Source organism: Marinoscillum pacificum, assembly GCF_024714495.1.
In the GTDB taxonomy this organism is placed as follows: Bacteria; Bacteroidota; Bacteroidia; order Cytophagales; family Cyclobacteriaceae; genus Marinoscillum; species Marinoscillum pacificum.
In genome coordinates, this window is record NZ_JAMZMJ010000008.1 from 186,724 (window position 1) to 212,792 (window position 26,069).

General features: G+C 40.7%; 10 protein-coding genes. 1 reads left to right on the top strand and 9 read right to left on the bottom strand.

Annotation, left to right across the window (positions count from 1 at the left end):
• Positions 1-38: 38 nt before the first annotated feature.
• Positions 39-3,134 (top strand): beta-galactosidase, LacZ type, encoded by a 3,096-nt coding sequence (gene lacZ, locus NXS00_RS18095; protein ID WP_258100668.1) that lies wholly within the window; start codon positions 39-41, stop codon positions 3,132-3,134.
• A gap of 175 nt (positions 3,135-3,309) precedes the next feature.
• Here the strand turns inward: lacZ and NXS00_RS18100 are convergent, their stop codons facing one another.
• The 9 genes from NXS00_RS18100 to NXS00_RS18140 form a co-directional block, all read right to left on the bottom strand.
• Positions 3,310-3,489 (bottom strand): PID-CTERM protein-sorting domain-containing protein, encoded by a 180-nt coding sequence (locus NXS00_RS18100; protein ID WP_258100669.1) that lies wholly within the window; start codon positions 3,487-3,489, stop codon positions 3,310-3,312.
• 68 nt (positions 3,490-3,557) lie between these two features.
• The gene (locus NXS00_RS18105) at positions 3,558-7,280 is read right to left on the bottom strand and encodes a T9SS type A sorting domain-containing protein (RefSeq protein ID WP_258100670.1); all 3,723 of its coding nucleotides are present in this window, start codon (positions 7,278-7,280) and stop codon (positions 3,558-3,560) included.
• Positions 7,281-7,391: 111 nt separating this feature from the next.
• Entirely contained in the window at positions 7,392-8,087 is a 696-nt protein-coding gene (locus tag NXS00_RS18110; RefSeq protein WP_258100671.1) for a LytR/AlgR family response regulator transcription factor, read from the bottom strand.
• Positions 8,084-9,886, bottom strand: coding sequence for a tetratricopeptide repeat-containing sensor histidine kinase (locus NXS00_RS18115; RefSeq protein ID WP_258100672.1), 1,803 nt, complete (start codon positions 9,884-9,886; stop codon positions 8,084-8,086). The genes NXS00_RS18110 and NXS00_RS18115 overlap by 4 nt, the downstream gene beginning before the upstream one ends.
• 280 nt (positions 9,887-10,166) lie before the next feature.
• Positions 10,167-10,346 (bottom strand): PID-CTERM protein-sorting domain-containing protein, encoded by a 180-nt coding sequence (locus tag NXS00_RS18120; RefSeq protein ID WP_258100673.1) that lies wholly within the window; start codon positions 10,344-10,346, stop codon positions 10,167-10,169.
• Between the two features lie 68 nt (positions 10,347-10,414).
• On the bottom strand, positions 10,415-16,591 hold the full coding sequence (locus NXS00_RS18125) for a leucine-rich repeat domain-containing protein (RefSeq protein ID WP_258100674.1): 6,177 nt from the start codon (positions 16,589-16,591) through the stop codon (positions 10,415-10,417).
• Positions 16,592-16,792: 201 nt separating this feature from the next.
• Positions 16,793-18,250 (bottom strand): tetratricopeptide repeat protein, encoded by a 1,458-nt coding sequence (locus NXS00_RS18130; RefSeq protein WP_258100675.1) that lies wholly within the window; start codon positions 18,248-18,250, stop codon positions 16,793-16,795.
• Positions 18,251-18,461: 211 nt separating this feature from the next.
• On the bottom strand, positions 18,462-18,641 hold the full coding sequence (locus tag NXS00_RS18135; protein ID WP_258100676.1) for a PID-CTERM protein-sorting domain-containing protein: 180 nt from the start codon (positions 18,639-18,641) through the stop codon (positions 18,462-18,464).
• Positions 18,642-18,702: 61 nt separating this feature from the next.
• On the bottom strand, positions 18,703-26,034 hold the full coding sequence (locus tag NXS00_RS18140; protein WP_258100677.1) for a DUF8693 domain-containing protein: 7,332 nt from the start codon (positions 26,032-26,034) through the stop codon (positions 18,703-18,705).
• Positions 26,035-26,069 lie beyond the last annotated feature (35 nt).

A 26,069-nucleotide genomic window follows, 5' to 3' on the forward strand; every position in this document is an offset into this window, starting at 1 on the left:
ATAGCTATCTTAGACTGAACATTTCACAATATAACCTTATGAATCGCAACTATTTTGGATGGTTTTTCATCACCGTTTTATGTTTCAATTATTCTCTGTTAGTAGCTCAACCAACCAATACTGAGTGGAAAGATGAAACCATATTTCGTGTGAATAAGGAAAAACCACACGCCTGGTTCATTCCTTTTCAATCAATAGAAACTGCAAGATCAGGTGAAGCATCTAAATCAGATCAAGTCCTTTCTCTTAATGGAGATTGGAAATTCCAATATTATGAATCACCAAACGATGTAGAGATCGGCTTTGAAAGCACCAGTCTCAACGACAAGAAATGGGAAACCATTCCAGTACCGTCAAATTGGCAAATGCAAGGTTACGGTTATCCAATCTATGCCAATGTTCAATACCCTTTTGCTAACTGGGGTCTGGATGGATCAAAAGCACGCATTCCTGAAGCATACAACCCAACAGGTCTCTACAGAAAATCATTTACGTTACCGAAAAATTGGAATGACCGAGAAGTGATCATTCATTTTGGAGCGGTAAAGTCTGCATTCTACCTGTATGTCAATGGGCAGTATGTGGGTTACAGCCAGGACAGTAAGACTCCTGCGGAGTTCAACCTAACTAAATATTTAAAAGAAGGGAGCAATCTAATTGCGCTAAAGGTGATCCAGTGGAGTGATGGGTCTTATCTTGAAGATCAAGATTTCTGGAGAGTCTCTGGAATCGAGAGAGATGTTTTTCTTCTCGGAACCCCTAAAACTAGAATAGCTGATTTTGACATCAAATCAGGTTTAAATGAAGACTTTTCCAATGGACTGTTTGAATTGAACATAGACTTATTGAATGCAACAAACAGTACATCAGGTACAGTGAAACTCTTGGATGGAGATGAAGTTGTGTTCGAAAAATCGTCGGCTGCCTCTAACAATCAAATCAACTTCTCGAGCACCATAAGCAATGTTGCAAAGTGGTCTGCTGAATTCCCAAACCTGTACCAGTTGGAAGTTGAGATTAAGGAAGGAAATAACGTTTTACAAGCATTTGTTCAGCAAGTAGGTTTCCGAAAAGTGGAAATCAAAGATGGTATGCTTCAGGTAAATGGCCAACCGATCACCATCAGAGGAACCAACCTGCACGAACACCATGGCACCACAGGTCATGTGATTGATTTAGCGACCAGAATTAAGGATCTGGAAATCATGAAGCAAAACAATGTGAACGCTATCCGAACGAGTCACTATCCACAAGATCCAGTTTTCTATGAATTGTGCAACCAATACGGCTTTTACGTTGTGGATGAAACCAATATGGAAACTCATGGAATCGGATACAATCTTGACAAGACATTAGGAAACAAGCCCAACTGGCAAGCAGCTCATCTTGACCGATCCATCAACATGGTGGAGCGAGATAAAAACCAGCCTTCGGTGATTATCTGGTCTTTAGGTAATGAAGCTGGAAATGGCACGAACTTCTATGCTACTTATAACTGGATAAAAGAAAATGATCCAAGCAGGCCTGTACAGTATGAGCGTGCCGGACTAGAATGGAATACGGATATTTACTGCCCAATGTATGCGGGAATGGACTGGATGGAGCGATATGCTCAGCAATACAAAGATCGTCCGTTGATCCAATGTGAATATGCACATGCAATGGGCAATAGTCTGGGCAATTTCCAGGATTACTGGGATTTGATCTATTCATATGACAATCTACAAGGTGGATTTATCTGGGACTGGGTTGATCAGGGAATTCTCACCAAAGATGAGAACGGAAAAGAATACTGGGCATACGGTGGAGATTTTGGTCCTGACACAGTCGTTAGTGATAACAACTTCTGCATGAATGGTGTAGTCAATGCCGACAGAACTCCTCACCCAGCCCTGTATGAACTCAAAAAAGTTTATCAACCAGTTTATCTAAAATCAGTAGATCTAAAATCAGGAACGATTCAACTGATTAATCACTATTCGTTTGATGATTTATCCAATCTGGAAGTTCAATGGGAAATACTGGAGAACGGCACAGCAATCAAAACCGGTGAGAACAGTGGAGTTATTGTAGCTCCTGGTGAAAAAGGCTTGGTTTCACTTGATTATCCTGCAATTGATTTTAAAGTGAACGCAGAGTATTTCCTCAATGTCAATCTAAAAACGAAAGAAAAGAAAGGCTTGACGCCAAAAGGACATACAGTAGCCTATGAGCAGTTTTTCATTGGGAAATCCACAGTATCTAATCCCTTGGCATTATCTACTGATAAGCTTACAATCAATGAAACGAGTGACCAAATCAAGGCAACGGGAAATGACTTCAGCATTACTATTAGCAAAAAGACTGGCTGGATAGCGTCTATTATTCAAGGTGGAGAAGAAGTATTGTACAGTCCAGTAACTCCAAACTTCTGGAGAGCCCCAATTGACAATGACTATGGCAACAGAATGCAGAAAAGAACAGCAATTTGGAAAAATTTATCGGATGGTTTTGAGGTGAAAACAATCCAAACTACAGATCTAGGAAATTCAACAGCAGAAGTAAAAGTCAGATATAACATCAAGCCTATTAAGTCAACAGCTGAGATAACTTATTTAATCTCATCAGATGGTACTATTACGGTGGCTAGTGAGTTTCAACTCGTTGGAAAAGACCTCCCTGAAATCCCTAGAATCGGATATAATTTCCAAATTCAAAAGGAATTTGATGAGGTAAGTTATTATGGAAGAGGACCACATGAAAACTACATTGACAGAAACACCTCTGCCTTGATTGGTGTATATGAGTCCTCAGTCGCTGACCAATTCTTTGCTTATTCTCGACCACAAGAAAACGGATATAAAACAGATGTGAGATGGTTTGAATTAGAAAATGGAGCAAAAGCAATCAATTTCACTGCTGATGAGCCATTTGGTGCAAGTGCACTTCCATACAGCCAAGCTGATTTGGATGATGAAGAAGACAAAGAACAAAGACACCCTACCGACCTTACAGTTCAACCGTATACAGAGGTGCATATTGATAAAAAGCAAATGGGAATTGGTGGTGACAATAGCTGGGGAGCATGGCCTCATGACGAGTACTTGATTTACCCTGGAGTTTATCAATTTGACTTTACCATTAAACTGAAGTAACTAAAAAAAATCGGCCCTCTCTTATCAAGAGTAGAGTGGCCGATTAATTCCTAAATTCGATTCAACATCGATTCAGGACGCCCTATGCTTTCCACCTCATGAGTGACCAGCATGACATATCACGCTGGGATTCTGTCTATCACCCCAACCCCTCTCCTCGAGAAGGGACTTCCTATTAATTGCTCTTCCTATGATCTCTAAGCTTCTTAATACCGTAAGCACCGCCTGCAGCCAATAGGATACTTAAGCCACCATCAATTGGTGTGGCAGGAGGAGCGGAAGGCTGTGCCAAGGCTGGCAACACAAGGAATAATGCTGGTAGAACTAGTAAGCTTTTATATAGTAGATTTTTCATGGTATTTGCTTATTTAACCGCACCCCAAACCCCTCTCCTATGATGAGAGGGGCTTATCGGAGAAAGTTTTATTTCAAAATGATTTTATGTGATTGCTCTCCGTCAGTGATGATGTAGACACCTGGTGGGAGGTTTGTTTGGATCTCAGTAGAGCTTCTCAATTTCCTGGTGAACACTTGCTGACCATCAATACTCAAAAGCTGATACGTTCGCTCTTCACCTTCCGGTTGATTGATGTAAATCGTTTGATCATGTGCGTAAACTTGAATAGCGCGTTCATCTAACCCAAGAATACTCATATTTATCAATAGCTCAAACCTATTGGCAAACGAGCCTGCTTCTGAAAAGAAGGTATACTCATCTTCTACTGTCAAGTCGATGGTTTGCCCGGTGTGATGATCATACAGCACAGTTGATAAATTCTCATGGGTTTGGTTTTCAAAACTCATGGATAACATACCGCTTTCATTCACTTCGTAAGCAAGCCTGATGGTATCCTGCTGCCATGGTACAGGCCTGCCTTGAATGCCTAAATAATCCTTACCCAGCACAGAGGAAATGGATAGATTTTCAAATATACTAAGTCGGGGGGCATCAAATCGATCATCCAGTCCCACCAACGCATCACTGTGAAAACCAACCAGGGTTTCTGAATAGCTGGATTCATTACTTACTTTGACTTTAATGGTTGAAGCCACACTCTCAGCCTTCCGGAAAAACCAATTATCAGGGCTTGTGAAAGCTCCGTCCCTCATTTCAGGTGTGAACATTAGCGTTTTCCCAGGACCTGTGGCCCGCACGAAAAAACCCTGAAAAGTACCAAGCCAGCCACGGTAATCCGATGAGCGAGCCAGGTTGCCAGAAACCTCACCTAATTCATTGACAATTAAATAGTCAGCATTGGACCGTCTACCCAAATTACTCCCACCATCAGCCCAGATATAAATAGCACCAGTAATTGCGCCAGAGCCATTGGGGCCATTGACATCTAAAAATCCATCTAAATTTCGGACTTCATTATCTAATACGGTGATCCGCGAAGGATAGGGGTTGGACACCAGGTTCCAGCCATCATGGGCCGACTCATCTCCCGCACTCGTTGTATACGAAAGAGGAACATTGACTGTACCCGTATTTGGTACGCCCTCTACAGTGATCGTACCTGTGTAAGCTGAAAAATAAGCTGTGCCGGGCTCAATAGTCTCTGGGTCGGACACCTGAATAAAGCGATCCAGGCCTTCATTATCACCGTAATCAACCGACTCATCGTAGTAGTAGACCAGGTTTCCCAGGTTAGCCGTTGACCCGCCACTTACCGGACTCCCAACAATGCTATAGCGCCCCGTAGATTCATCAAAAGTGGTGTTTCTTTTAAACTGAAAATCATTACCTGAAAAAGAAGAACCAACCTCGTTGTAAAATGCTGAGCCCGATTCAAATATTAACGTGCCATTATTAACCAATGAAGCCCCAGCCTTCAAATTGATGTTTTTATGAATCTTCACCGTCACTCCTGGATCTATCGTGAGTGTACCGGATTCCAGTCGTAGGCCATTGTCGTTTTCTTCTAAATCCCCAACAAGGTTATATTGAGTACCATAAAAATAGATATTAAGGACATCAAATGCCTGACTCAGGAGCGAGCCATCAAAGTCTATTTCAACCTCCTCATCTGACCAGAAATAAAGATAATTGGTCTTGTAAATTGCATTTTTACTAAAGCGAAAGTCTCCGTATACCGTAAGCTTGTTCAGCTCAAATGTGGGGTTATTCGTCACATTCGAAGCAATGAAATCATGACAGTAATGATCTCCTCCACTTGGTGAACGCACCTCCTCAGAAGGACCTGTAAAACTATTTTCATCAAAAATGAGATCACAGTTCTCATCTGGCGCAAAACTATGCTGTGTACTTCCTCCTGATGTAGTGGCCCAGTGACCAGCATTTTCACCGTTTCCTGTAACGAAGAGGCCGTCTCCACCAACCCAAAAGTACTTGGCATAATCACTGGTAAAGGTCTTTGAAATCTCGGTTGCTTCATTGTAGTTATCATCCCCAGCCTGCTGTGCCGTAATGGTCACCTCACCTACCTTTTTAATTTGTAGCTCCCAATGATCAGTCACAAAAGAGGGTTCGGCCACATCGTTATCCGACGAAACAAAACTTACGTCCAATCCTGAACTGGCAGTAGCCTCCAGATCAATTACATCGCGATAAGTCGCAGAAAGCGTTTGACTCCAGGTGATGGCTTGATCGGCTTTATTAATGATGGTTTCAATGTAGTCTGTAGCGGAGCATCCGTTAGCGTTCGTGACAGTTGCTGCAAACTCTCCGGCTGTGGTAACGGTAATTTGCTGAGTAGTTTCACCTGTAGACCACAAGTATTCGGAATAGCCCGCCCCGGCATCCAGTTCAAAGCTATTTCCCTCAGGGTTATAAATCTGATATTCGTTGCTCCCCAAACTAAAATCTGGCTGAACACACAACACTGACATGTCTACTGAATTGATTCCTGCAGCCAACACAAAAACATTCTCGGAAGTAATAAAGCCCAAATTGGCATCATTCGAGTTCTCAGTCACTCCGTAAAAGGATTTTATTTGACCTCCTGTAGCTCCACGAAATACCACCTCACCAAGGCGTTGGCGATGGTTGTTTCCTTCATTATACTCTTCCACCAAAGTGCCTAGCACACCATAATAATCCCCAGAGTTTTTCTTATAAATCTTAGCCCCTACCGAGCTGTAAAATCCATGATCAGTACTACCCGATGAGGTTTCGTAAACCTCCAGAAATGAGCGAACGCCCGTAATTGCATTATATCGGGCAAAGACAAGCTTGTCAACAGACTCCAACTCGCTACTTCCAGTCAGATAAAGATCTGCACTATAGATAAAGGCATCCTTTACATCATCCAGGTCTGCTTCAGAATAAGTGTAAGTACTGCCACCCGAAAATGTGAGAAAGTCCGTACTCGATCCGGCATCCCGAACTACCGAGGCTCTGCTACCATCCGCAGAGGCTGTAAGTGCTACTATTTCATTCCAACTTACATCTACCAGCTGATCCCTATCGGGAGTAGTAGAATTTGAAAACACCTTATCCAGCTTGAGATAACGGAGGTCTCCAAACCCGGATTCATCCGGATCCGCGATGGCCATTATATGCAAGTGATCATCGCTTAAGGCTATTTTATGTCCGTATTCCTTGCTGTAGCCATTGTCGTAGGTCTTTACCGTGCGGGTACCTGTAGGGGTGAATTTGGCGATCAAAATGTTTTGTGTAACTGCCGCACCACTGTATTGAGTACCCACTGCATACAAATTGGATCCATCCCACTCTACATCATTATAAACCCCATCAAAGATACTGCTACCGCCCCCACTAAAGTTATAAGCACTGACCCACGCTACAGAACCAGTACTACTATATTTCACTACAAGCGCCTCTATTTTGCCAGCTCCATCTGCATCTGTAGAACCAATTACATAGGCATTGCCAACATCATCAACAGCCAGCCCGTTGGGCATATCGTCATGCCCACCATCGTAAGTTCGCTCCCATACCAAACCGCTGCTGTTATATTTTACCAGTACTATATCCGTATCAAAAGAACCGTTCTCCTCTGAGCCGAGTAAGTATACATTGCCGAGATCATCCACTCCCGCATCTATAAAGTCATCAAAATATGTGGAGTAGGTGACTTCATCACTCCATTTGTCGGTCAAATCCTGACCAGTTAAGGTACTGAGAGCCAGTAGAGCTAATAAAAATGTGTTAAGGTATTTCATAGGACGTGATTTGAATATAACTTCCAAATTGGCCCTATTCGGATTATTTAAACAATGCTATTTAGTAGGAATGATGATTCCTTTAGTAGGACACCTTAATTTTTTAGTAAGTCAAATCATCGTTAAGCGGTCCATAAGGTCTTTTCGAAAAGTCTTACTTATTTGAACCTTATGTCCTTTTAAAAAGACATAGTTTTCAGCGATGCTATCTATTGCTTCAAAATTGATTAAATACGAGCGATGCACCCTAAAAAAACCAAGATGCTGAAGCTTTTCTTCCACTTTTTTTAATGTATGACTAATAATGTATTTATTATCCGTTGTATAGATATTGGTATAGTTATCATAAGCTTCAGCATATAAAATATGATCCGACATTAGCGCGACAATTTCCTGATCCTTTTTTACAAATAACTTTTCAGGAGCGGTCAGCAAGTTCACTTTAACTTTCTTTCTTTTTAGCCCAAGCTCTACATTGGCTATTAAATCCGTATCCTGAAAGGGTTTTACCAAATACCCTGATGGGTTCACACTGCCCGCTCGCTTCAAGGTATCTTTATCATAATAGGAAGTAAGAAAAACAAAAGGAATAGTTAACTGTCGGGCCAAATCTATTCCATCAACCGAACCTTCAATGTTGATATCTAGAAGAGCCAAATCCGGGGCATATTGCTGGATGGCCTCTAAAGCATCAGAAGCTTCATCCACAATAGCACAGACCTGATAACCATGTGCTTCCAAAGTTTCTGAAATGTCATCTGCTATCAGCGGTTCATCTTCTACTACAAGTATGGAAGGCTTGCTCATAAAACTAATTTATATCTTGCCAGCGAAAGAGTTACAGTGGTACCCTGATTATTAATCACTTCTATTTCAGCCTTCACCTTTCTGGATAATGATCTGATCATCTTCCATCCGAAGGAATTATGCTGCTCCATAGCTGATTCATCCATACCCACGCCATTATCCTTAAGTACTATAATTAATCGATCACTTTGCTCCTCTACTGACAAATCCAGGCGAGCGTTATCCATATCTACGAATGCATATTTTAATGCATTGGTAATTAATTCATTCATAATTAGTCCCAAAGGAATCACTGTATCAATATCCATCTTCAAACCAGATGTATTGACGTCCGAGCTAACATCGATTGCCCCAAAAACCTGTTTAAGTTCTAGTAGAAGGTTTTCAAAGTAATCCTGAATATCCACTCCCCGGATATCCTCAGCACTATACAGTTTCTGATGGATCAGGGCCATTGATTTTACTCGATGTTGGCCCTCTTTAATGGCATCAACTGCAGCCTCATTCTGAAGAGACCCAGCTTGTAATTTTAGCAAACTGGAGATAACCTGTAAGTTGTTTTTTACTCGATGATGAATTTCCTTTAAGAGTATTTCTCGTTCTTCCAAAGCCTCTGTTATCTGTTGGTTTTTTACTGACAACAGGTCGGAAGTCTTCTTTTTAGTCTGATATCGGTACAGCAAAAAGCCAGCTGCTATGAAGAAAACGACGAAAGCTGAAATGAAAATATTTCGTTGGTTATTAGAGTTTGCCAAAGCAAGAGATGCGTTTTTTTTGTCGAGTTCGAGTTCTGCAATAGCTCTTTCCTTTTTCTCCGTTTCATATTTCTGATTTAACTCTTCTACTGCATTTGCTTTCTCTATTCCAACCAAACTATCATTCAAAACATTATATCGCAACAATAACTCATAAGCCTCCCCACTATTTCCTAAATGAAAATGAGCATCAGCGAGCCATTTCACACCATTCTTTGTTGTTTCCAAATGACCAATTTCCTCTGAAATTTCAAGCGCTTTTTGATGGTATTCCAGTGCTTTTGAAAACTCACCTCGATTATTGAAAATTTGCCCTATGTTATTATAGCTTATTGCCTGACCAGTTTTATCTCCCGCTGCCACCTGATAAGCAACCCCACCCTGGTATTGTCTCATTGCCTCATCATATTGGTTTAAAGCCATATACACATTACCCAAATTGCTTATGGCAGAACCAATTGCCTCATTGTTGTTGCTCTGCTTAGCTAAAGCCAGTGATTGGTTATATACATCAAGTGCCAGATCATACTGGTTGGTTTTCTCCAGCGCATTACCCATGTTATTCAATGAATTGCTTAACCAAAAAGTATCTTTAGCTGCTTCAAAAAGCTGAATTGCACTTGCATAATATCCACTAGCTTTTTGATACTCTTGCATCTCGAAATATACGGCACCTATGTTATTGGAAATTATGCCCGTATAACGATCATTTTCCGTTTTTTCCGATAAAGCCAGAGCCTGAAGATAATAATCCATTGCTTGCTCAAATTGTCCATTAAAGTAATAGGTTACACCTGTGAGAGTCAGACTACTCGCTATCTTCTGATCACTATTCATTAACTCTGCGGCTTTCAAAGCAGCTTTAAAGTATCCTCGTGCAGAATCTGGGTAGTCATACATTAATGCGTAACCGATCTCGGTATTAATCATATGTCTACTGGAGTCTGTGTCAGCTGTAGTCAAGAGATTCAAAAGACTATCTGTTTTTTGAGCGAAAACAGAGAAGGCAATTGATAAGCAAGTACAGACCAAAGAGAATTTCATTTGGGAAAAATAGGCTTTCTACCAAGAAATTGGAACAAATCAACTGTTTTGTTTCATGTTATCAAAACTTGCTAGCCATTAGATTTTTATAAAGTAAAATCTAAAAGACTTTCAACAAAAAAACCGACCCATACGAGTCGGCTTAATGCCTGAACCAGAACAAGACCGGTTCAGAACGCCCTATGCTTTCCACCTCATGAGTGACCAGCATGACATATCACGCTGGGATTCTGTCTATCACCTCACCCCAACCCCTCTCCTCGAGGAGAGGGACTTTCTATTAATTGCTCTTCCGATGATCTCTAAGCTTCTTGATGCCGTAAGCGCCACCTGCAGCCAATAAAATACTCAGCCCACCGTCAATTGGTGTGGCAGGAGGAGCAGAAGGCTGTGCCAATGCTGGCAACACAAGAAATAATGCTGGTAGAACTAGTACGGTTTTATGTAGTAGATTTTTCATGTTATTTGCTTATTTAACCTCACCCCAACCCCCTCTCCTATGATGAGAGGGGCTTATCGGAGAAAGTTTTATTTCAATATAATTTTATGTGATTGCTCTCCGTCAGTAATGATGTAGACGCCTGGTGGGCGGTTTGTTTGGATTTCGGTAGAGCTTCTCAATTTCCTAGTGAACACTTGCTGACCATCAATACTCAAAAGCTGATACGTTCGCTCTTCACCTTCCGGTTGATTGATGTAAATAGTCTGATCATGTGTATAAACCTGAATAGCGCGTTCATCTAACCCAAGGACTCTGGAATTGGTCAACAACTCAAAACGATCTGTGAAGTGGCCTGCATTTGTATTGAAACTGTAGCCTTTACTATTTAGGACCACTACTTCTTCAGTTTGTTTATCCCTCAAGTAAAGTGATTGGCCTTGCGCTTCTTTTAGATTCAAATGGATGGTATAAATACCTGCTTCTTCAACCTGATAAGTAATTGGAATTACTTCCTTATTTCTGGTGACCGTCTGAATGGCTAAAGCATGATCACCTTTCATCGAGTAGATTATGTTCGCACCTGATGTTCCGAAAACTTTTCCATCATAGCCTTTGGCCAATTCAGTATCGCTTACCTCATCATTCCACGCTACCACTGCTTGTTTAAACAGTCCTTCAGAATTGGTTAGGTTGATTCTGGCAAGTGGTTTCGAATAGTCACTTGTTCTATAGAAGTTGGCGTCTGCATTATTTCCCCTCACTCGCATGTCTTCTGTGAAAGTGACAGTCCCCGCTGATCCGTCCATCTGCACAAAAAACCCTTGCATGGAACCAATGTGGCCATTCCATCTGCTAACATCCGGATCTCCATTATCTGTAGCTCCAGATTTGGTTACTACGATGTAATCGCTATTGGATCCTCTTCCTGTATCCGATCCATTATCATCCCAGATGTAAATCGTCTCCGTGGTAGCCGCATTACCATCTATGAATGCATCTACATCAATTGCTGCAGGATATGGATTACCCACCAAATGATAGCCATCATGAGTGGCTGAAGCAGTGTAATTAATTGTGCCTGTGTTTGGTATTCCTTCAAATAAAAGTAACTGCTTGTTGGCCTGTGTATATCCTCTACCTGGAATTAGCTCATCAGTAGCGGCACCAATCCATCGACTTAGCGCATTCGGATCAGAGGAAGCTGCTTCATTGTATTTGTAAACATGCGCACCTAAATCTGAGCCAGTGACAGAAGAATTCTGTTGAACCGGTGTGCTAACAAAACTGTATTTACCATCTGCGTAACGGGTTTCTCTTCTAATCTCTATTGGGTTACCCGTCACCATATTACCTTCATAAGTAATGAGCGAAGAGCCGTTCAAAATTCTGATCAATCCATCATTTTCTATATTCCCATTGATCTCTAAGGTCCCTGCTGAATTCACATAGAGTTCACCATCTGAGGTAACTACCAGATTTTCACATTCAAAACTACCATTACCGAAGAAGGTGTAAAGCCCATCGATGATCACATCGTCTGACGGGAAAGGGCCATCAGTATTGCTCCATGCTGAACCGTCCCAGGTTACATAGCAATACACATTGCTAAAGGTAACTCCCGGATCATAATCGTATTCTGCAAAAGCGATACCCGTATCAAAAACTGTGGCACATGTCAGTGTTGAATTATCTCGAAGATCCACGTAATTTACACTTCCAAGAGTGACATATTTTAACTTGTTGCTTCTAACAGAAACTTGACCAGACTCACCATTAACCTGAGTGAGATTAACCTTGGCAAGACTATTATGATCCAAATCCACATAAGCATAATCCCCGGGGATATAAGGAATCTCAATCTCCTTCAGCCCATTATATTCTAGATTTAAACGTAAAGAATTGTAGGTTAAACTAGGTAACTGGATTGATTCTATACGGTTTGCTCGTAAATCAATATCTCGTAAAGATGGTCCTGAAGGTAATATCACCTCTGTCAAAGTACCAAACGCTGTTGGTACTCCTTCAGTCGATTCTCCAGCAGCATACAGATACTCCAAATTAGTGTTTGAAGACAAGTCTAAGGAAACAAGTGCCGCTTCCTCAGCCCTAAATTCTTCTAAGGTCAGAAAGGAGGAAACATCAATAGAAGTGACCAGCGTACCACTCATATCCAATGAAACCAAAGGAGCACTATCAGGCAGTGTCAGATCTGCTATTGGTGATCGCCTTAGGTTCAATGTCTCAAGCTGGGTATTGGCAGAAATATCCAGTGTGGAAAGCTGTATTTCCTGCAATTTCAACTCTACAAGCTGAGTACAAGTACTTAGATCAATCGTAGCTAAATCAAGTTCAAAAAGATTAAGAACTTCTAAATCAGGGTAATTTGTAAAATCAATACTGCTCAAATCGAGATTAGAAAGTGTAAGCTCAACTAACTCGGTATTCTCACTTAGGTCGATTGTACTGTAGGATTCATTAAGCGTTAAAATAACCAGCTCTTTCAGACCGGTATTTCCAGACAAGTCAAAATGATCAATATTCGTGTTGATAGAGTTAGAATAACTTATTCTATTGATGTTGGTGAACCATTCCAAACCTTCCAGTGATTCAGTAAGTGGATTAATACTGATATCACCAGTGAATTCTCCTGCCTCTGCATAAGATATTACACCATCTGAATTAGCATCACTGGTAAAAAGGACACTTCTCAGATATGTATCTGGAATAAATACCTCTGCATCTGGGTCGCAGAACCTATCAAAAGAAGCACCTGCAGGAATATCCGTCCAGTTGGCAGTAGAATAGTCCACATCATCCACTTCGATACAAGTCAGCGAGCTATTGCCGGTCACATCAAAGAAGCTAAAGTTTTCATTGTTATCATTTCTTACATCAAGATCCTCCAGAAGGTTATTGCTGGCATCCAGATAAGTTAGCATTCTATTTGCGCTCAGATCCAGACTGACCACCTGATTACCACTGACAATCAGTCCTGTGAGGTTTGAAAACCCTTCTATACCGGATAAGCTAGCAATACTACTGTTGCTAATATCCAGAGTTCCTGTAAAACCCACTACTTCACTTCGCCTAATCTCTCCATCAGTATTGGGGTCAAACGTTGGAGAATAGTTGACAAGTGCAGCAAGGAAATTGGCATCTTCAATGTCCAGCTTGGGATCATTACAATTCGTATCAAATATGACTCCATCATCCACTTCATCTGAAAAATTAGATTGGAAGTGTGCTGGATCACTCACATTGAAACAACTCAATTCATTACCACCTGCCCTAAAGATGGAAATATCTGAGTTATTTCCGTTCCTCAAATCTACAGATACCAGGTCATTATTTTGGAGATCAATAGAGGTCAACGTTGAGTTTTGAGACAGATCAAGTTCCGTGAGATTATTGACGTACAAAAAGATAGTCTCTAGTGCCTGATTGGGACTAAGGTCTATTTCACTCAATTGATTATCATATAGGTAAACCTGCAAGAGCGCATCGTTTTCAGCAAAAACCACTTCTGTCAGATCATTCTTTTGAAGATCTACTCTGGTCAGTTCAGTGTTTTGACTAAGATCAATGTGTGTCAATTCATTTTGCTCTAAAATCAGCGTAGTAAGCTTAGTATTTCTCGACAAGTCTACTTGTGTCAGATCACCATTAGCAATTCTCAAAAAATTGAGCTCGGGAAATGCTTCAATACCTGTCAGGTCAGCTATTGGAGAATTGCTAGCGGAAATAGTCCCTGAAAAAGCCTCTGCTTCACTTGTCTGTATTTCATTATCACCGTTAGTATCAATTGAAGCATCGGCAATCAGGTCAGCTTTGAAGATTGGATCAGGTATGTTAACAATACAGTCTTCACTTAACGAAAACCCTGCACCAGTAACCGTCCAGTTGGCATTGGCATACGCCAGATCATTCACATTAACGCAAGTCAGATCCGCATTGTCATCGAGTGACAGGTTTGTCAAATTCCCACTGGCCACATCATGAAACCTCACAAACTTCAGTTCATTGCCAGACAGGTTCAGATCTGTAACCGAAAGGTCGCTCAAGTCCATAACAAACCAATTCAAATGATTGTCACTAAGATCCATTTCTGGAACCTCAGTGAAAAACGAAAGACCTGACATGTTGCTTATGTCTTTGGAAGAAAGGTTAAGATTGGAAGTAAATGCATATGCTTCTGCAATACTAATACTGCCACTGGCATCCTGATCTATTGCGGGTATGTGGTTCAGAAGTGCCTCCTCAAGATTCTCATCTATAAAATTGATTGCACAATCCGTAGAAAAACCAGCACTAGATCCTATAGTTGAATATAGCGGAGCAAACTCCGGATAGGTAACAGATATACACTCCAGGTCTGGATTATTTTGAGCATAAAACATACTGATCGTATTTCCATTATTAGCATTTAGACTTAACAATGCGTTATCATTTGCCCTCAGTAAGTTCAAGTCTACCAGAGACGACACATCTAGTCTGGTCAGTTCATTTCGTGCAATGTCAACTATCTGGAGTCTACTGTTAGCCGAAAGATCGATCGTGGAAAGGTTGTTATCAGAGATATATAGCTGACTAAGCTTCGTATTACCACTTAAGTCGATAGTTTCAATATCACAGTTTAAACAGCTATAATAGTTGAGATCGTCAAACTGGCTTAGATCGACAGTAGCAAATGTTCCGCCGGTGGCATCCAGACTGGTGAGACCTGTGAATGCACTTATATCAAAAGTACTGGTAATAGGATTGCCTCCATAGTGCAATTGTGTCACGCTATTGGGTAGCGTCAATGAAGTAAGATTGTTTCCATTGCAATAGACCTGATTAAGTGATGGGTAATTAGTCAGGTCCAGTGATGTCAGATCATTGCCATCTATCCTCAAGATAGTGAGCGCATCGTTTTCTCCAAGGTCAATACTTGTGAGCAAATTGTTACTAACAGATACAGCAGGAATCTTTATGTTGGATAGATCTAAGCTCATCAACTGGTTATTGTTGGCCGATAGAAATGTAACACCAGTGAATGCTTCAATACCAGATAAGTCGGAGATGGACTTATTCAAAAGATTAAGTGTTCCACTAAAAGCCTCGGCTTCTGAAACAGTGATGGTACCACTTGCATCTGAGTCAATGGCTGGTGAGTGGGCCAATAATGCCGATTCGAAATTCGTATCTGCAAAAGACAACACACAATCCGTACCTGGACTGGCAGCAGCTGGGTAAGTCCAGCTAGATGTCGCATGCGAAACATCATCTACCGAGAAACATGTTAATCCAGCATTATCGGTTGCATCTAATGAAATGATACTCGTGTTATTTCCATTTTTGATGGACAAATAATGGAGGTCATTTTCAGAAATGTCTACGGAAGTCAAAGACACATTTGCATCAAGGTCAAGGCGATAAAGTGAATTAGCGTTCAAATTGATACTCGTTGCATTTACGAAAGCTTCCAGACCTGTAGCATCTTTGATCCCAAAGCCATCAAGAGTCAAAGCTCCCGTGAAAGCCAATGCCTCCGTTTCACGTATTTCACCATCAGTATCCACATCGATCACTGGATTGTGATTGAGCAAGGCATCTTCGAGAGCTGCATCTGGTATGATTACTAATGGATCAGCACAATCATCGGTAAATCTTATTGGGTTGTCCAACAATGATCGTGAGTCCCAATCAAATGTTGGGTCAGCGACTTCTACACATGCCAAATCGGGATTTCCACGCAAAGCCAGATAAGTCAAATCAGCGTATATTGATACATCTAAAGATGTCAGGTCACTGTTCTCAATTCGTAGGAATTCGAGGTTTGGTAGTACCGAATAGTCAAATGCATCAGTCCCAGGATTGTTACCGATCGATAGAGATACCAAATTGCTGTATGGCGATAAGTCAAAAGCAGCAAGCTGATTATCTTCTATGAAAAGTGCTTGAAGGGTTGCGCTGGTAGGTAGAGTAAGACTGGTCAGGTCATTGTCTGTGACATTGAGTGAAAACAACCTGGTATTACTACTCAAATCAAGACTAGTGAGGCTATTCGCAAACAGTGTCAGTACCCGAAGTTTTGTAAATGCTTCCAGCCCTGTTGCATCCGCAATGCTCAAACTACTGGCATTGATAGAGGTTACAGCTGCGGCCTCTGCTTCCTGAATTTCTCCATCACCGTTCTTATCAAAATTTGATACTAAATAGCTTTTTAAATTGGCATCAGGTATAGAGACATTTTGTGCTTGAACTTCTAATGAGAGGATCACACAAAGCAATGTAAAAAACATGAGCCTACTGCATGGCAGCCCCCAAGTCCTTCGTTTAAAATAATCATTCATAACATAAAATTTTTAGAGCGTTTTATGCTGTGAAATTGGCGAGGAGGACCTTTGGATCTGCTATCCAAATAGGGTAGTAATGCCACTACCCCATGGGGTAGTTTTGATTAAGCGCTGATAATCAAACCCTTATAACGTGGAGTTTTCTTGCTTTATAGCGAAGTGTAGTGCTTCCTTTCTATTGGCAACACCCAGTTTTTCGTATACTTTCTTCAAGTGAAACTTTACAGTATTGACAGAAAGGAACACTTTTTCCGCTATTTCGCTATTGGAATGCTGAGAAATAGCAAGCTCAAAAATCTCAAACTCACGCTCAGTAAGTGGAGTAACCAGTCGGTTGTTGAGCTCTTCTAACTCTATCTCAGGAGCTTCTGGAGATTGCTCAATTAAAGAGGTTATTCTAAGACGCAAATTGTCCGTTTCTTCAGTCAGCAATCTCTCCTTCAATCTTGCCTGACGTATGATGAAATATGTAACCGAAAGCCCTATGATCAAAAGAACAATGGCCGCAATGATAACAGTCATTTGCTCTCTACTTTTCTTCTCCAGGCTAATGGCCGAAAGTTCGTTTTGAGTCGTAAGTAATTCTATTTGCTGTTTCCTTTTTTCAGCCTGATATTTAGCTTCTAATTCACTAATTTGCTTTGACCTTTCCTTAGAAAACAACTCTTCTTTCACTTCGGACTCCTTAATCTCAAATTCATACGCAGCCTTAAAATCTCTTTGTGCTAGTGCAATCTGCTCTAACAAATCATACGTATAAACAACATCCTGGCTAAGAGAAAACTTCAAAGCAATCTCTAAAGCCTGATTGGCTAGCTTATTTGCCTTTCCAAACTCCTTATTTTTAAGGGCATTTTCTGCCCAACTTTGCAGGGTATTTTGAATTCCTGAATGATGCTGAAGATTTTGAAATTCCCCTAAGGCCTTCTTATACAGTGATTCCGCTTTCACAAATTCATTCTTCACGGTAAAAACTGTTCCTGAATTCATTAGCGTATTCGCATAACCATCTTTTTCACCTGTTAAAAGAAAGATTTCGGCCGCCTTCTCATAATACTCAAGTTCTGTATCATATTTCTCCAAAAGGCCGTTCATCATTCCCAAGTTATTCAGAACGTGCCCTAACCTTATGGAGTCATTAGTTATCACTGAAAGGTTCTCAACTTCAGAGAAATACTCGATCGCTTTTAAGTATTGATCCTGATACATATAATCAATACCAATATTGGTGTAAGCATCTATCATCGTAATAGTATCCTTGTATTGCTCGGACTTTCTTAAAGCCTTAAAAGAATACCTCATAGCTGAGTCATACTGTGCCAAGAAGCTCCAGGCTGTAGATTTCGCAATATAAATTTGCCCAAGAGCCGAGTCTTGATGATGTTCGATAGCTTGTTTAATTGCAAACTCGGTAAGCTTTAATGCTGTATCCGCCTTTATTTCCGCATATTCTTTTGCTAATAATGTTACCGTCCTTAAATAACGCCCAGTACCCTTGTCCATATGTGTCAATTCGTACTCAAGAGAATCTATTGGAGACTGACAAAATGAGCTCAGTGCAACCAGAATCGATAAAAATGGCATAACGAATTTCATCTGACTAAAATAGAACTAATAACGCAAAGGCATAAAAAAACCGACCCCTTAAAGAAGTCGGTTAAAATTCCCGAATACGATTCATTATCGATTCAGGACGCCCTATGCTTTTCACCTGTACGGTGACCAGCATGACATATCACGCTGGGATTCTGTCTATCACCTCACCCCAACCCCTCTCCTCGAGGAGAGGGACTTCCTATAAATTGCTCTTCCTCTGATCTCTCAGTTTTTTAATACCATAGGCACCGCCTGCCGCCAAAAGGATACTCAACCCACCATCAATAGGCGTAGCTGGAGGAGCAGAAGGTTGCGCCAATGCTGGCAATACACATAATAAAGTTGGTAGTAATAGGGCTGTTTTATATAAAATATTCATGACAATTCGATTTTAGGTTTTGAAATATCCCCTTGCCAAAACAAGGGGATGTTAACGGTGATTACTTCAATAAAATTTTGTGTGTTCGCTCACCGTCCATGATAAGATAGATTCCTGCAGGCAAGCTGGTTTCTATTTCCGTAGACTCTTTGATCATCTTACTCCACAGCTTCTGGCCGTTCATATCAATCAACTCTAATTGTCGACCCGAGCCATTTGCTAGTTTGAAATAAATAGTTTGATCATGCGCATATACCTGTAGTTTACTTTCCTCATCTCCAAGTACTCTACCATTTGCCAGCAATTCAAAGCGATCAACAAACTGACCTGCATTAGATGTAAACGAGTAACTCTCTGATGATAGATTAACCACCTTCCCTGTGTAATTATCTTTTAGGAAGAAGTGCTCGCCATTGGCATTGGAAAGATCCAGATCAATAGAATAAACACCTGCCTTTGCCACATTGAAAGCTAATGGAACTGCTTCACGATCATAACTAATCCCTTGTATAGCCAGTGCATGATCTCCCTTCTTCGTATAGATCATATCAGCACCATTTGAACTAAATACTTTCGCATCAAAACTTCTATCTACAACCTCATCGTTGATACCTCCAATTTTTCCAACTACGGCCTGCTTGAACAAGCCCCCCGCGTTGGTCAGGTTCACCCTAACGTAAGCAGGAATACCTTCTGATCTGAAGAAATTCTCATCAGCATTACTTCCTGTCACACGCATACCTGGTGTAAAAGTGATCTCGGTATCCACGTCATCAGCGAGTTTGACGAAGAACCCTTGAGCTGAACCCAGACTTCCATTGAAGCGTGATTGGCCTCCAGCCGGAGTGGTGTTAGTCGCAACTGTTCCATTGGCGATGATGTAATCTGAATTTGTGCCTCTACCAGTATCAGATCCATTGTCATCCCAGATATATACTGCGCCTTCAATATTAGACTGAGCTAAGAAGTCAGCTACATCTATAGCTGTAGCGTACGGATTAGAAACAAACACCCAACCTTCATTTTCTTCATTGGTCGCGTCATCATATGTTCCTGTGTAAGTACCTGCCACATTCACTGTCCCTACATTTGGAATTCCTTCGAAAACAATCTCCTGTTGAGATGCTTGGGTATACCCTACGCCAGGAATCAGCTCTCCACTGACAGCAAGCCATCTATCCAAGCCATCATTTGGATCAAATGATTGAGTTTCATCATAAGCATACACATGAGATCCTAAAGTGGAATTGGTCACATTGGATGTTTGCTGCACCGGTGTACCGACAAAACTGTAGCGACCATCCGCATATCTGGTATTCCTTTTGATGATCACGTCATTTCCTGAAAAATTCCCAGACTCAAAAGACATCAAATCTGCACCTGACTCTACTATAAGCGAGCCATTGTTAGTGATGTCTCCCACCACGTACAGGTAATTATCTGGAGCTACAGTCAAGGTCTTACCAGAGTTGATCACTAAACTATTTACCTCAAGCAAACCATCGTCTGCCGTATTGTAGTCTCCGTCGATGATCACATCATCAGAACCTGCACCTGGAGTGCCAAACAACCATTCGGCACCATCCCATGTCATTGTATTGAAGTCGATTCCAACAAAACTCTGATAACTGGAAGCTTTAGCCACATCCGAAGCTGAGGTGTTCTCAAAAGCACTATTCTCAAAGGAGAAAATCAAGCCACCAATATCATCGGAATCCAAATGACTTGATGAACTTCCCGAGAAGGTAAGTTCTGCCGTCAATCCATCTGCAGCGACTGTGAGCACTGGTGAAAGTCCAGAAGGAATATTACTGATTGAATAATCGGTGGAGTAGCTTAAAGTTCCACCAGCATTAGCAAAGAAATCATCTATTAAACGAATGGTAAGTGCCCCATCAATGGTACCATCATTTGAACTGTTTTCTACAAAGCCTTCATTGGTGAGATTGTATTGATTGATTTCATCTCCAGTAGTTCCTACAACAAACATCTTATCACCTTTTGGTGAAAAAATAAATCCTTGTGGATATTCCTCCTGGCTACTTACAGAGTATGACTGTCCAAGGTCAACAGTTCCTGTCAAATCATAAGGAGCTGCCAACTTTAATTCATCAATTCGGTCTGTAAGTGCACCTCGCAGTACAAAAAGACTCGTACCATCTGCATTGAAGCTTAAATCATAGAGAGATTCACTTTCAACTTCATATAACAAATTACCTTCTGGTGTAAGACCTCCAGAAATATCGTAAGGAGCAGTTAGCGCATAATAGTATATTCTTTCATTTGTATGAAACCCATTGGTAATAAATACTTTGGTACCATCATCATTGAAGGTAAATCCAGATGGATGACTAATCGCAGCTGACAAATCGTAAGTATTACCAGAATAGGTAACGCCAGTAGTGATATCAAATGCCTCGGTTAGATCATATTGAGCAATAAGGCTTCCAAAAGAAGATGATACATTATCACTCAATACCAGTAGCGTCAAACCATCAGGACTAAATTCAAGATCCATGGCATCCACTGTTTCATTTGAAATATCAAGCATTCCGATATAAGATACCCCACTTGTAATATCAAGAGGATTAGTAAGTGAATACTGGTAGATGGCATCATTTCTTCTTCCAGTTAAGAACAATGTCATTCCATCTTCACTAAATGCAAGATTTGTAGGGATATCATCCTGAGCAGAAACACTAAATAGTCCATCAAATGAGACATTCTCAAAATCATAATAATATCCATAAATCAATTCTGGCTTATTGTCTCTAAAATTCAAGGAAATATTGGAACTAGCACTCATGGCATTGGTAGTAAATGAAGCCTTGTATGTCCCAAAAGCACTGTCGTCAAAAGTGAATACCAAACTCTCTAGAGAATTCACTTCCTGATGATCTGTAACCTGCCCACTGATTGTTAGCTCGGCAGATAAACCATCAGCAGCCACTGTCATTGTAGGGGATAACCCTGAAGGCAAATTCGTAATCACATAATCAGTGGTAGGAGTCAAAGTACCTCCAGCATTGGCAAATTGATTATCTACAATGGTGATGGTAACGCTTCCTTCAACAAAGCCATCATTGAGATCAACCTCATTGAAACCTCCTATTTCAATATCAAACTGATAAACAGCACCTGCATCAGTCACATAAAACCTATCCCCATCACTATTGAAACAAAAACCTCTTGGATTAGTAGTCGCAGATGCAAAATTATATGTTGACCCAACGGTTACCCCAGTTGAAAGATTAAATGGAGCAGTTAGTTCATACTGTGTCACATCTCTGCCAGAAGCACCAACAATCAACATTTTGGATCCATCAGGACTGAAAGCCAAATCTCTTGGGGAAGTTTCCTCACCAGACACACTAAAGTTTGTTTCGAATGTGACTCCTGAGGTAATATCAAATGCATTGGCCAGACTGTATTGATTTACTTCAGAAACTACACTCCCTAAAATGAACATTCTGAAACCATCTACACTAAATTCGACACCTTGTGGACTATTGTCATGAGGAGAGAAATAAGATCCATCAAATGTTACTCCACTGGTAATATCAAAACTTGATGTCAAACTGTATTGATAAATATCACTGCCATCATCACCACTGATAAACATTTTCATACCATGTGAGGAGAAGGTTATCCCGCTTGCTGTACCTTCCTGAGTAGATATATCAAAAGGACTTCCGTCTGATGTGACTCCTGCAGAAATATCAAAAGCAGTGGTTAAACTATATTGATTAACCTCGTCTCCATCTGCCCCTACTATGAACATCTTAGTTCCATCGGTGCTAAACGACACTCCTGTCACATTCGACTCCTCTGCGCTCACACTTACGGGACTTCCCGAGTAGGTTGCTCCGTCGGTTATGTCAAAAGCATTTCCATATAAAATGATAGGGTTATTGTTATTAAAGTCAATACCTAAGTCACTACTGATACCGGAAACATTATCGATTAGTGAGAAATCACTTACAAATGCTGAGCTAGTCAAAGTAAATACCAGATCTTCAACATCGTGGATATTCTGGTGATTGGTAGCATTTCCTGACAAAGTTAAGGTCGCCGAAAACCCATCTGCAGCAACGGTGATTGTAGGGGTAAGTCCAGCAGAAATTCCGGTAACAGTATAATCGGTGGTGTTGGTCAACGTGCTTCCTGCATTGGCAAATTGCGCATCGAAGGCTCTCAGCACAATCGACCCCTCCACAGAACCATCATTGGTAGCAGATTCAACAAAGCCTCCGGCATTCAATGTGAACTCGGTTATTTTACAGACTGAAGACTGTACACTTGACACATACATTTTAGTGCCTGATGCATTGAATACCAGTCCATTTGCTGAGTACAAATAGGAGTTCATATCAAATGTTCCAATTTGAGTCACCGTACTTTTCAGATCAAATGGCTTGGAAAGACTATAACAATAAACTACATCATTTAATCCCACAAGAAACATAATGAATCCATTATCACTGAAGGCCATACCTCGCGGGTTTGACTCAAGCATACCTATTGTATATTTTGTCACATAATCCAGTCCAGCAGTGATATCATATGGAGTATTAAGCTCATACTGAAATACTCCCGAACTAGAACTAATCCCGCCAAACACATACAACATACTTCCATCATCATTGAACGTAATTGAATTTGGATAGGAAGCTCCATCAAAAGGTGTTTCATCATAGGTAACTCCTGTAGTTACGTCAAAAGGTGTACTCAAACTAAATTGGTATACCTTGTCATTGTCATTGCCTGCCAGATACATTTTGGTTCCAGCCGGATTGAACATAACGTCCGTAGGTGTCCCATCGTAAGATGACACATCAAAACTTCCTTCCAGGGTAATAGCTCCACCGATTTCATACGGTGAACCCAATGTATACTGTAGTATGGCATTTCCGGTATTTCCAACAACATACATTTTGGAACCATCATCATTAAAGGCCAAACCTTGGATGTTGGTATCATCATCTGATGGATTGAAGTAAGTGGAAAATTCGGCGCCATTTTCAAGACTGTAAGCATAACCATAGCTTATGAAAGAGTAGTTGTCCTCAAAATAGACTCCAATTCCACTCTCCGCTTTATTCGCATTCGCCACATCTGCATCATTACCTCCAGTAAAAGCTGAAGCCGCAAAATCAAAACCAATACTTGATACATCATTGATTTCTTGATGTGAACTAGCACTACCTGAAAATGTAAGAGTGGCAAAAGTACCATCAGCAGAAACAGTCATATTAGGAGTCAATCCCGCTGGCACATTACCCAAATCATAGTCTGTACTATATGACAATGTCCCACCTGCATTAGTGAAAGTCTCATCTATGGCATAGACAACTAGCTCGCCCTCTACCTCTCCATTATTCTCTTCAGTCTCACTAAATCCATTGAGTCCCAAGTCATATTGTGAAAATTTGTAACCCGAATACCCAAGCATCAGCAGTTTACCACCATTTTCAGAAAATAAGACCGCTACTGGTGCTGAAGATTGCCCGGACACATTTAACGTATGACTAAACTCAACAGAAGCGGTAATATCAAATGGTGTTTCCAAATCAAATTCATGGATTTTGTCACTGCTGGAACCTGTGATGTAAAGCTTTGATCCATTATCACCAAATTCCATATCATAAATAAACTCCTCATATGACTTTATTGATAATGGACTACCATCATTTGTAATAGTTGAGGATAAATCAAAAGAGCTTGTGAGCGAGAATTGATGAATTTGATCACTATTGTACCCTCCAAAATATAACTTACTCCCAGAAGAATTAAAGGTAAACGCATAAGGATTCGATTCCACAGAGGATATATCAAAAGACGTAACAAATACGGCAGTGGTAATGTCATAAGGAGAAGAAAGGGTGTATTCGCCAAGTTCTGCTGTGGATTGATTCAAAAGAAACATTTTTGATCCATCCTCATTAAATTCAACACCAGCCAAACTGCTAAATTCAGAGACCAATAGGTTATCACCCAAAGAAATACCACCGGCAATGTCATAAGGGGTACTTAGTACAACTTCATAAACTCGATCAAAATTTGTAGTACAGTAGAGGCGCGTTCCATCATCGTTAAAAGTCATGGATGTGAAATTTCCTGTCACAGATCCAGTTGCTTCAAGGATTGAGAGGTTCAATTCAAATGGTGCACCAAATCTTATTGCTGGATTGTTATCATCAAAATCAACAGCTATACCACTACTTGCTGCTATCGCATTGGTTACAGCAGAGGCATCACCACCTTCAAAAGCAGAATTTGCAAAAGTAAATTCAAGGCTAGCAACATCATTAATGTTTTGATGATCCGTAGCTGAACCAGTCAGTGTCAAGATTCCATAAGTTCCATTATCTCCTACAGCTAAGGAAGGATTGAGCCCAGAAGGGATATTTGAAATCGTAAATTCAACACCATGGGTCAGTGTCCCTCCTGCATTAGAAAATAAGTCTCCAGTGATCTGTACAGCTGCACTTGAGCCAATGGTACCATCATTTATTTCAACTTCAGAAAATGTCCCAATCGGAAATTGGTACTGATGTGCTTTCGCCAAACTCAATTCAATTATATACATTCTGGACCCATCACCACTGAAAGTCAATGTAAGAGGTGTAGCTACATCTCCGGAAACAAGAATGGTATTATCATCAAGACTAACAGTTCCTGTCAAATCATATGGAGTATCAAGATTATACTGATAAACTCTCCCCGTAAAACCTGTCAAGAAAAGCTTTTCACCATTATCACTAAACTCAAATCCTCTTGCATTACCATCCTCCGAGGCATAACTAAATGGGCTCCCTTCTACTGTTACTCCAGATGTGATATCAAAAGCTGAAGTCAACGAGTATTGATTGATATCATCCCCATTGAACCCCATAATAAACATTGTCATCCCATCAGAACTAAAAGCAACATCATAGGGCGCTGTGTCCTGAGCTGTTACATCAAAGGGGCTACCTGCATAAGTAACTGTAGAAGTAACATCAAATGCAGTACTAAGCGTATATTGATGTACAGCTCCCGTAGAGTAACCTGTCAAAAACATTTTTAGACCATCTCTACTAAAAGTGACTCCCTGTGCACCTGTTTCCTCGGTAATGGTATAGAATCCATCCTGAGTAATTCCAGAGGCAATATCATGGGGATTTGTAACTGTATATTGAGTAACTCTTGAATTATTAAGAGTAAATAGCTTGGTTCCATCTGTAGTAAAATACAGATCATTTTTACCTACAATAGAAGCAAAACCTTCGTAGCTTGCTCCATCCTGAAGCGAGAAGGATTGTTGATAGGAAACACTCTGCGCTCTAGCCATACCCATTCCTAAAAGAAACAACATGGCACTGAGAGTCTGTTTGAATAAAACTTTGTTCATAGCATAAATTTTTAGGACGTTTTATGCTAGTGAAA

What these genes read in the sequence shown, in the direction of transcription:
- lacZ (WP_258100668.1), top strand. Translation starts at nt 39, where the DNA reads ATGAATCGCAACTATTTTGGATGGTTTTTCATCACCGTTTTATGTTTC.
- NXS00_RS18100 (WP_258100669.1), bottom strand. Translation starts at nt 3,489, where the DNA reads ATGAAAAATCTACTATATAAAAGCTTACTAGTTCTACCAGCATTATTC.
- NXS00_RS18105 (WP_258100670.1), bottom strand. Translation starts at nt 7,280, where the DNA reads ATGAAATACCTTAACACATTTTTATTAGCTCTACTGGCTCTCAGTACC.
- NXS00_RS18110 (WP_258100671.1), bottom strand. Translation starts at nt 8,087, where the DNA reads ATGAGCAAGCCTTCCATACTTGTAGTAGAAGATGAACCGCTGATAGCA.
- NXS00_RS18115 (WP_258100672.1), bottom strand. Translation starts at nt 9,886, where the DNA reads ATGAAATTCTCTTTGGTCTGTACTTGCTTATCAATTGCCTTCTCTGTT.
- NXS00_RS18120 (WP_258100673.1), bottom strand. Translation starts at nt 10,346, where the DNA reads ATGAAAAATCTACTACATAAAACCGTACTAGTTCTACCAGCATTATTT.
- NXS00_RS18130 (WP_258100675.1), bottom strand. Translation starts at nt 18,250, where the DNA reads ATGCCATTTTTATCGATTCTGGTTGCACTGAGCTCATTTTGTCAGTCT.
- NXS00_RS18135 (WP_258100676.1), bottom strand. Translation starts at nt 18,641, where the DNA reads ATGAATATTTTATATAAAACAGCCCTATTACTACCAACTTTATTATGT.
- NXS00_RS18140 (WP_258100677.1), bottom strand. Translation starts at nt 26,034, where the DNA reads ATGAACAAAGTTTTATTCAAACAGACTCTCAGTGCCATGTTGTTTCTT.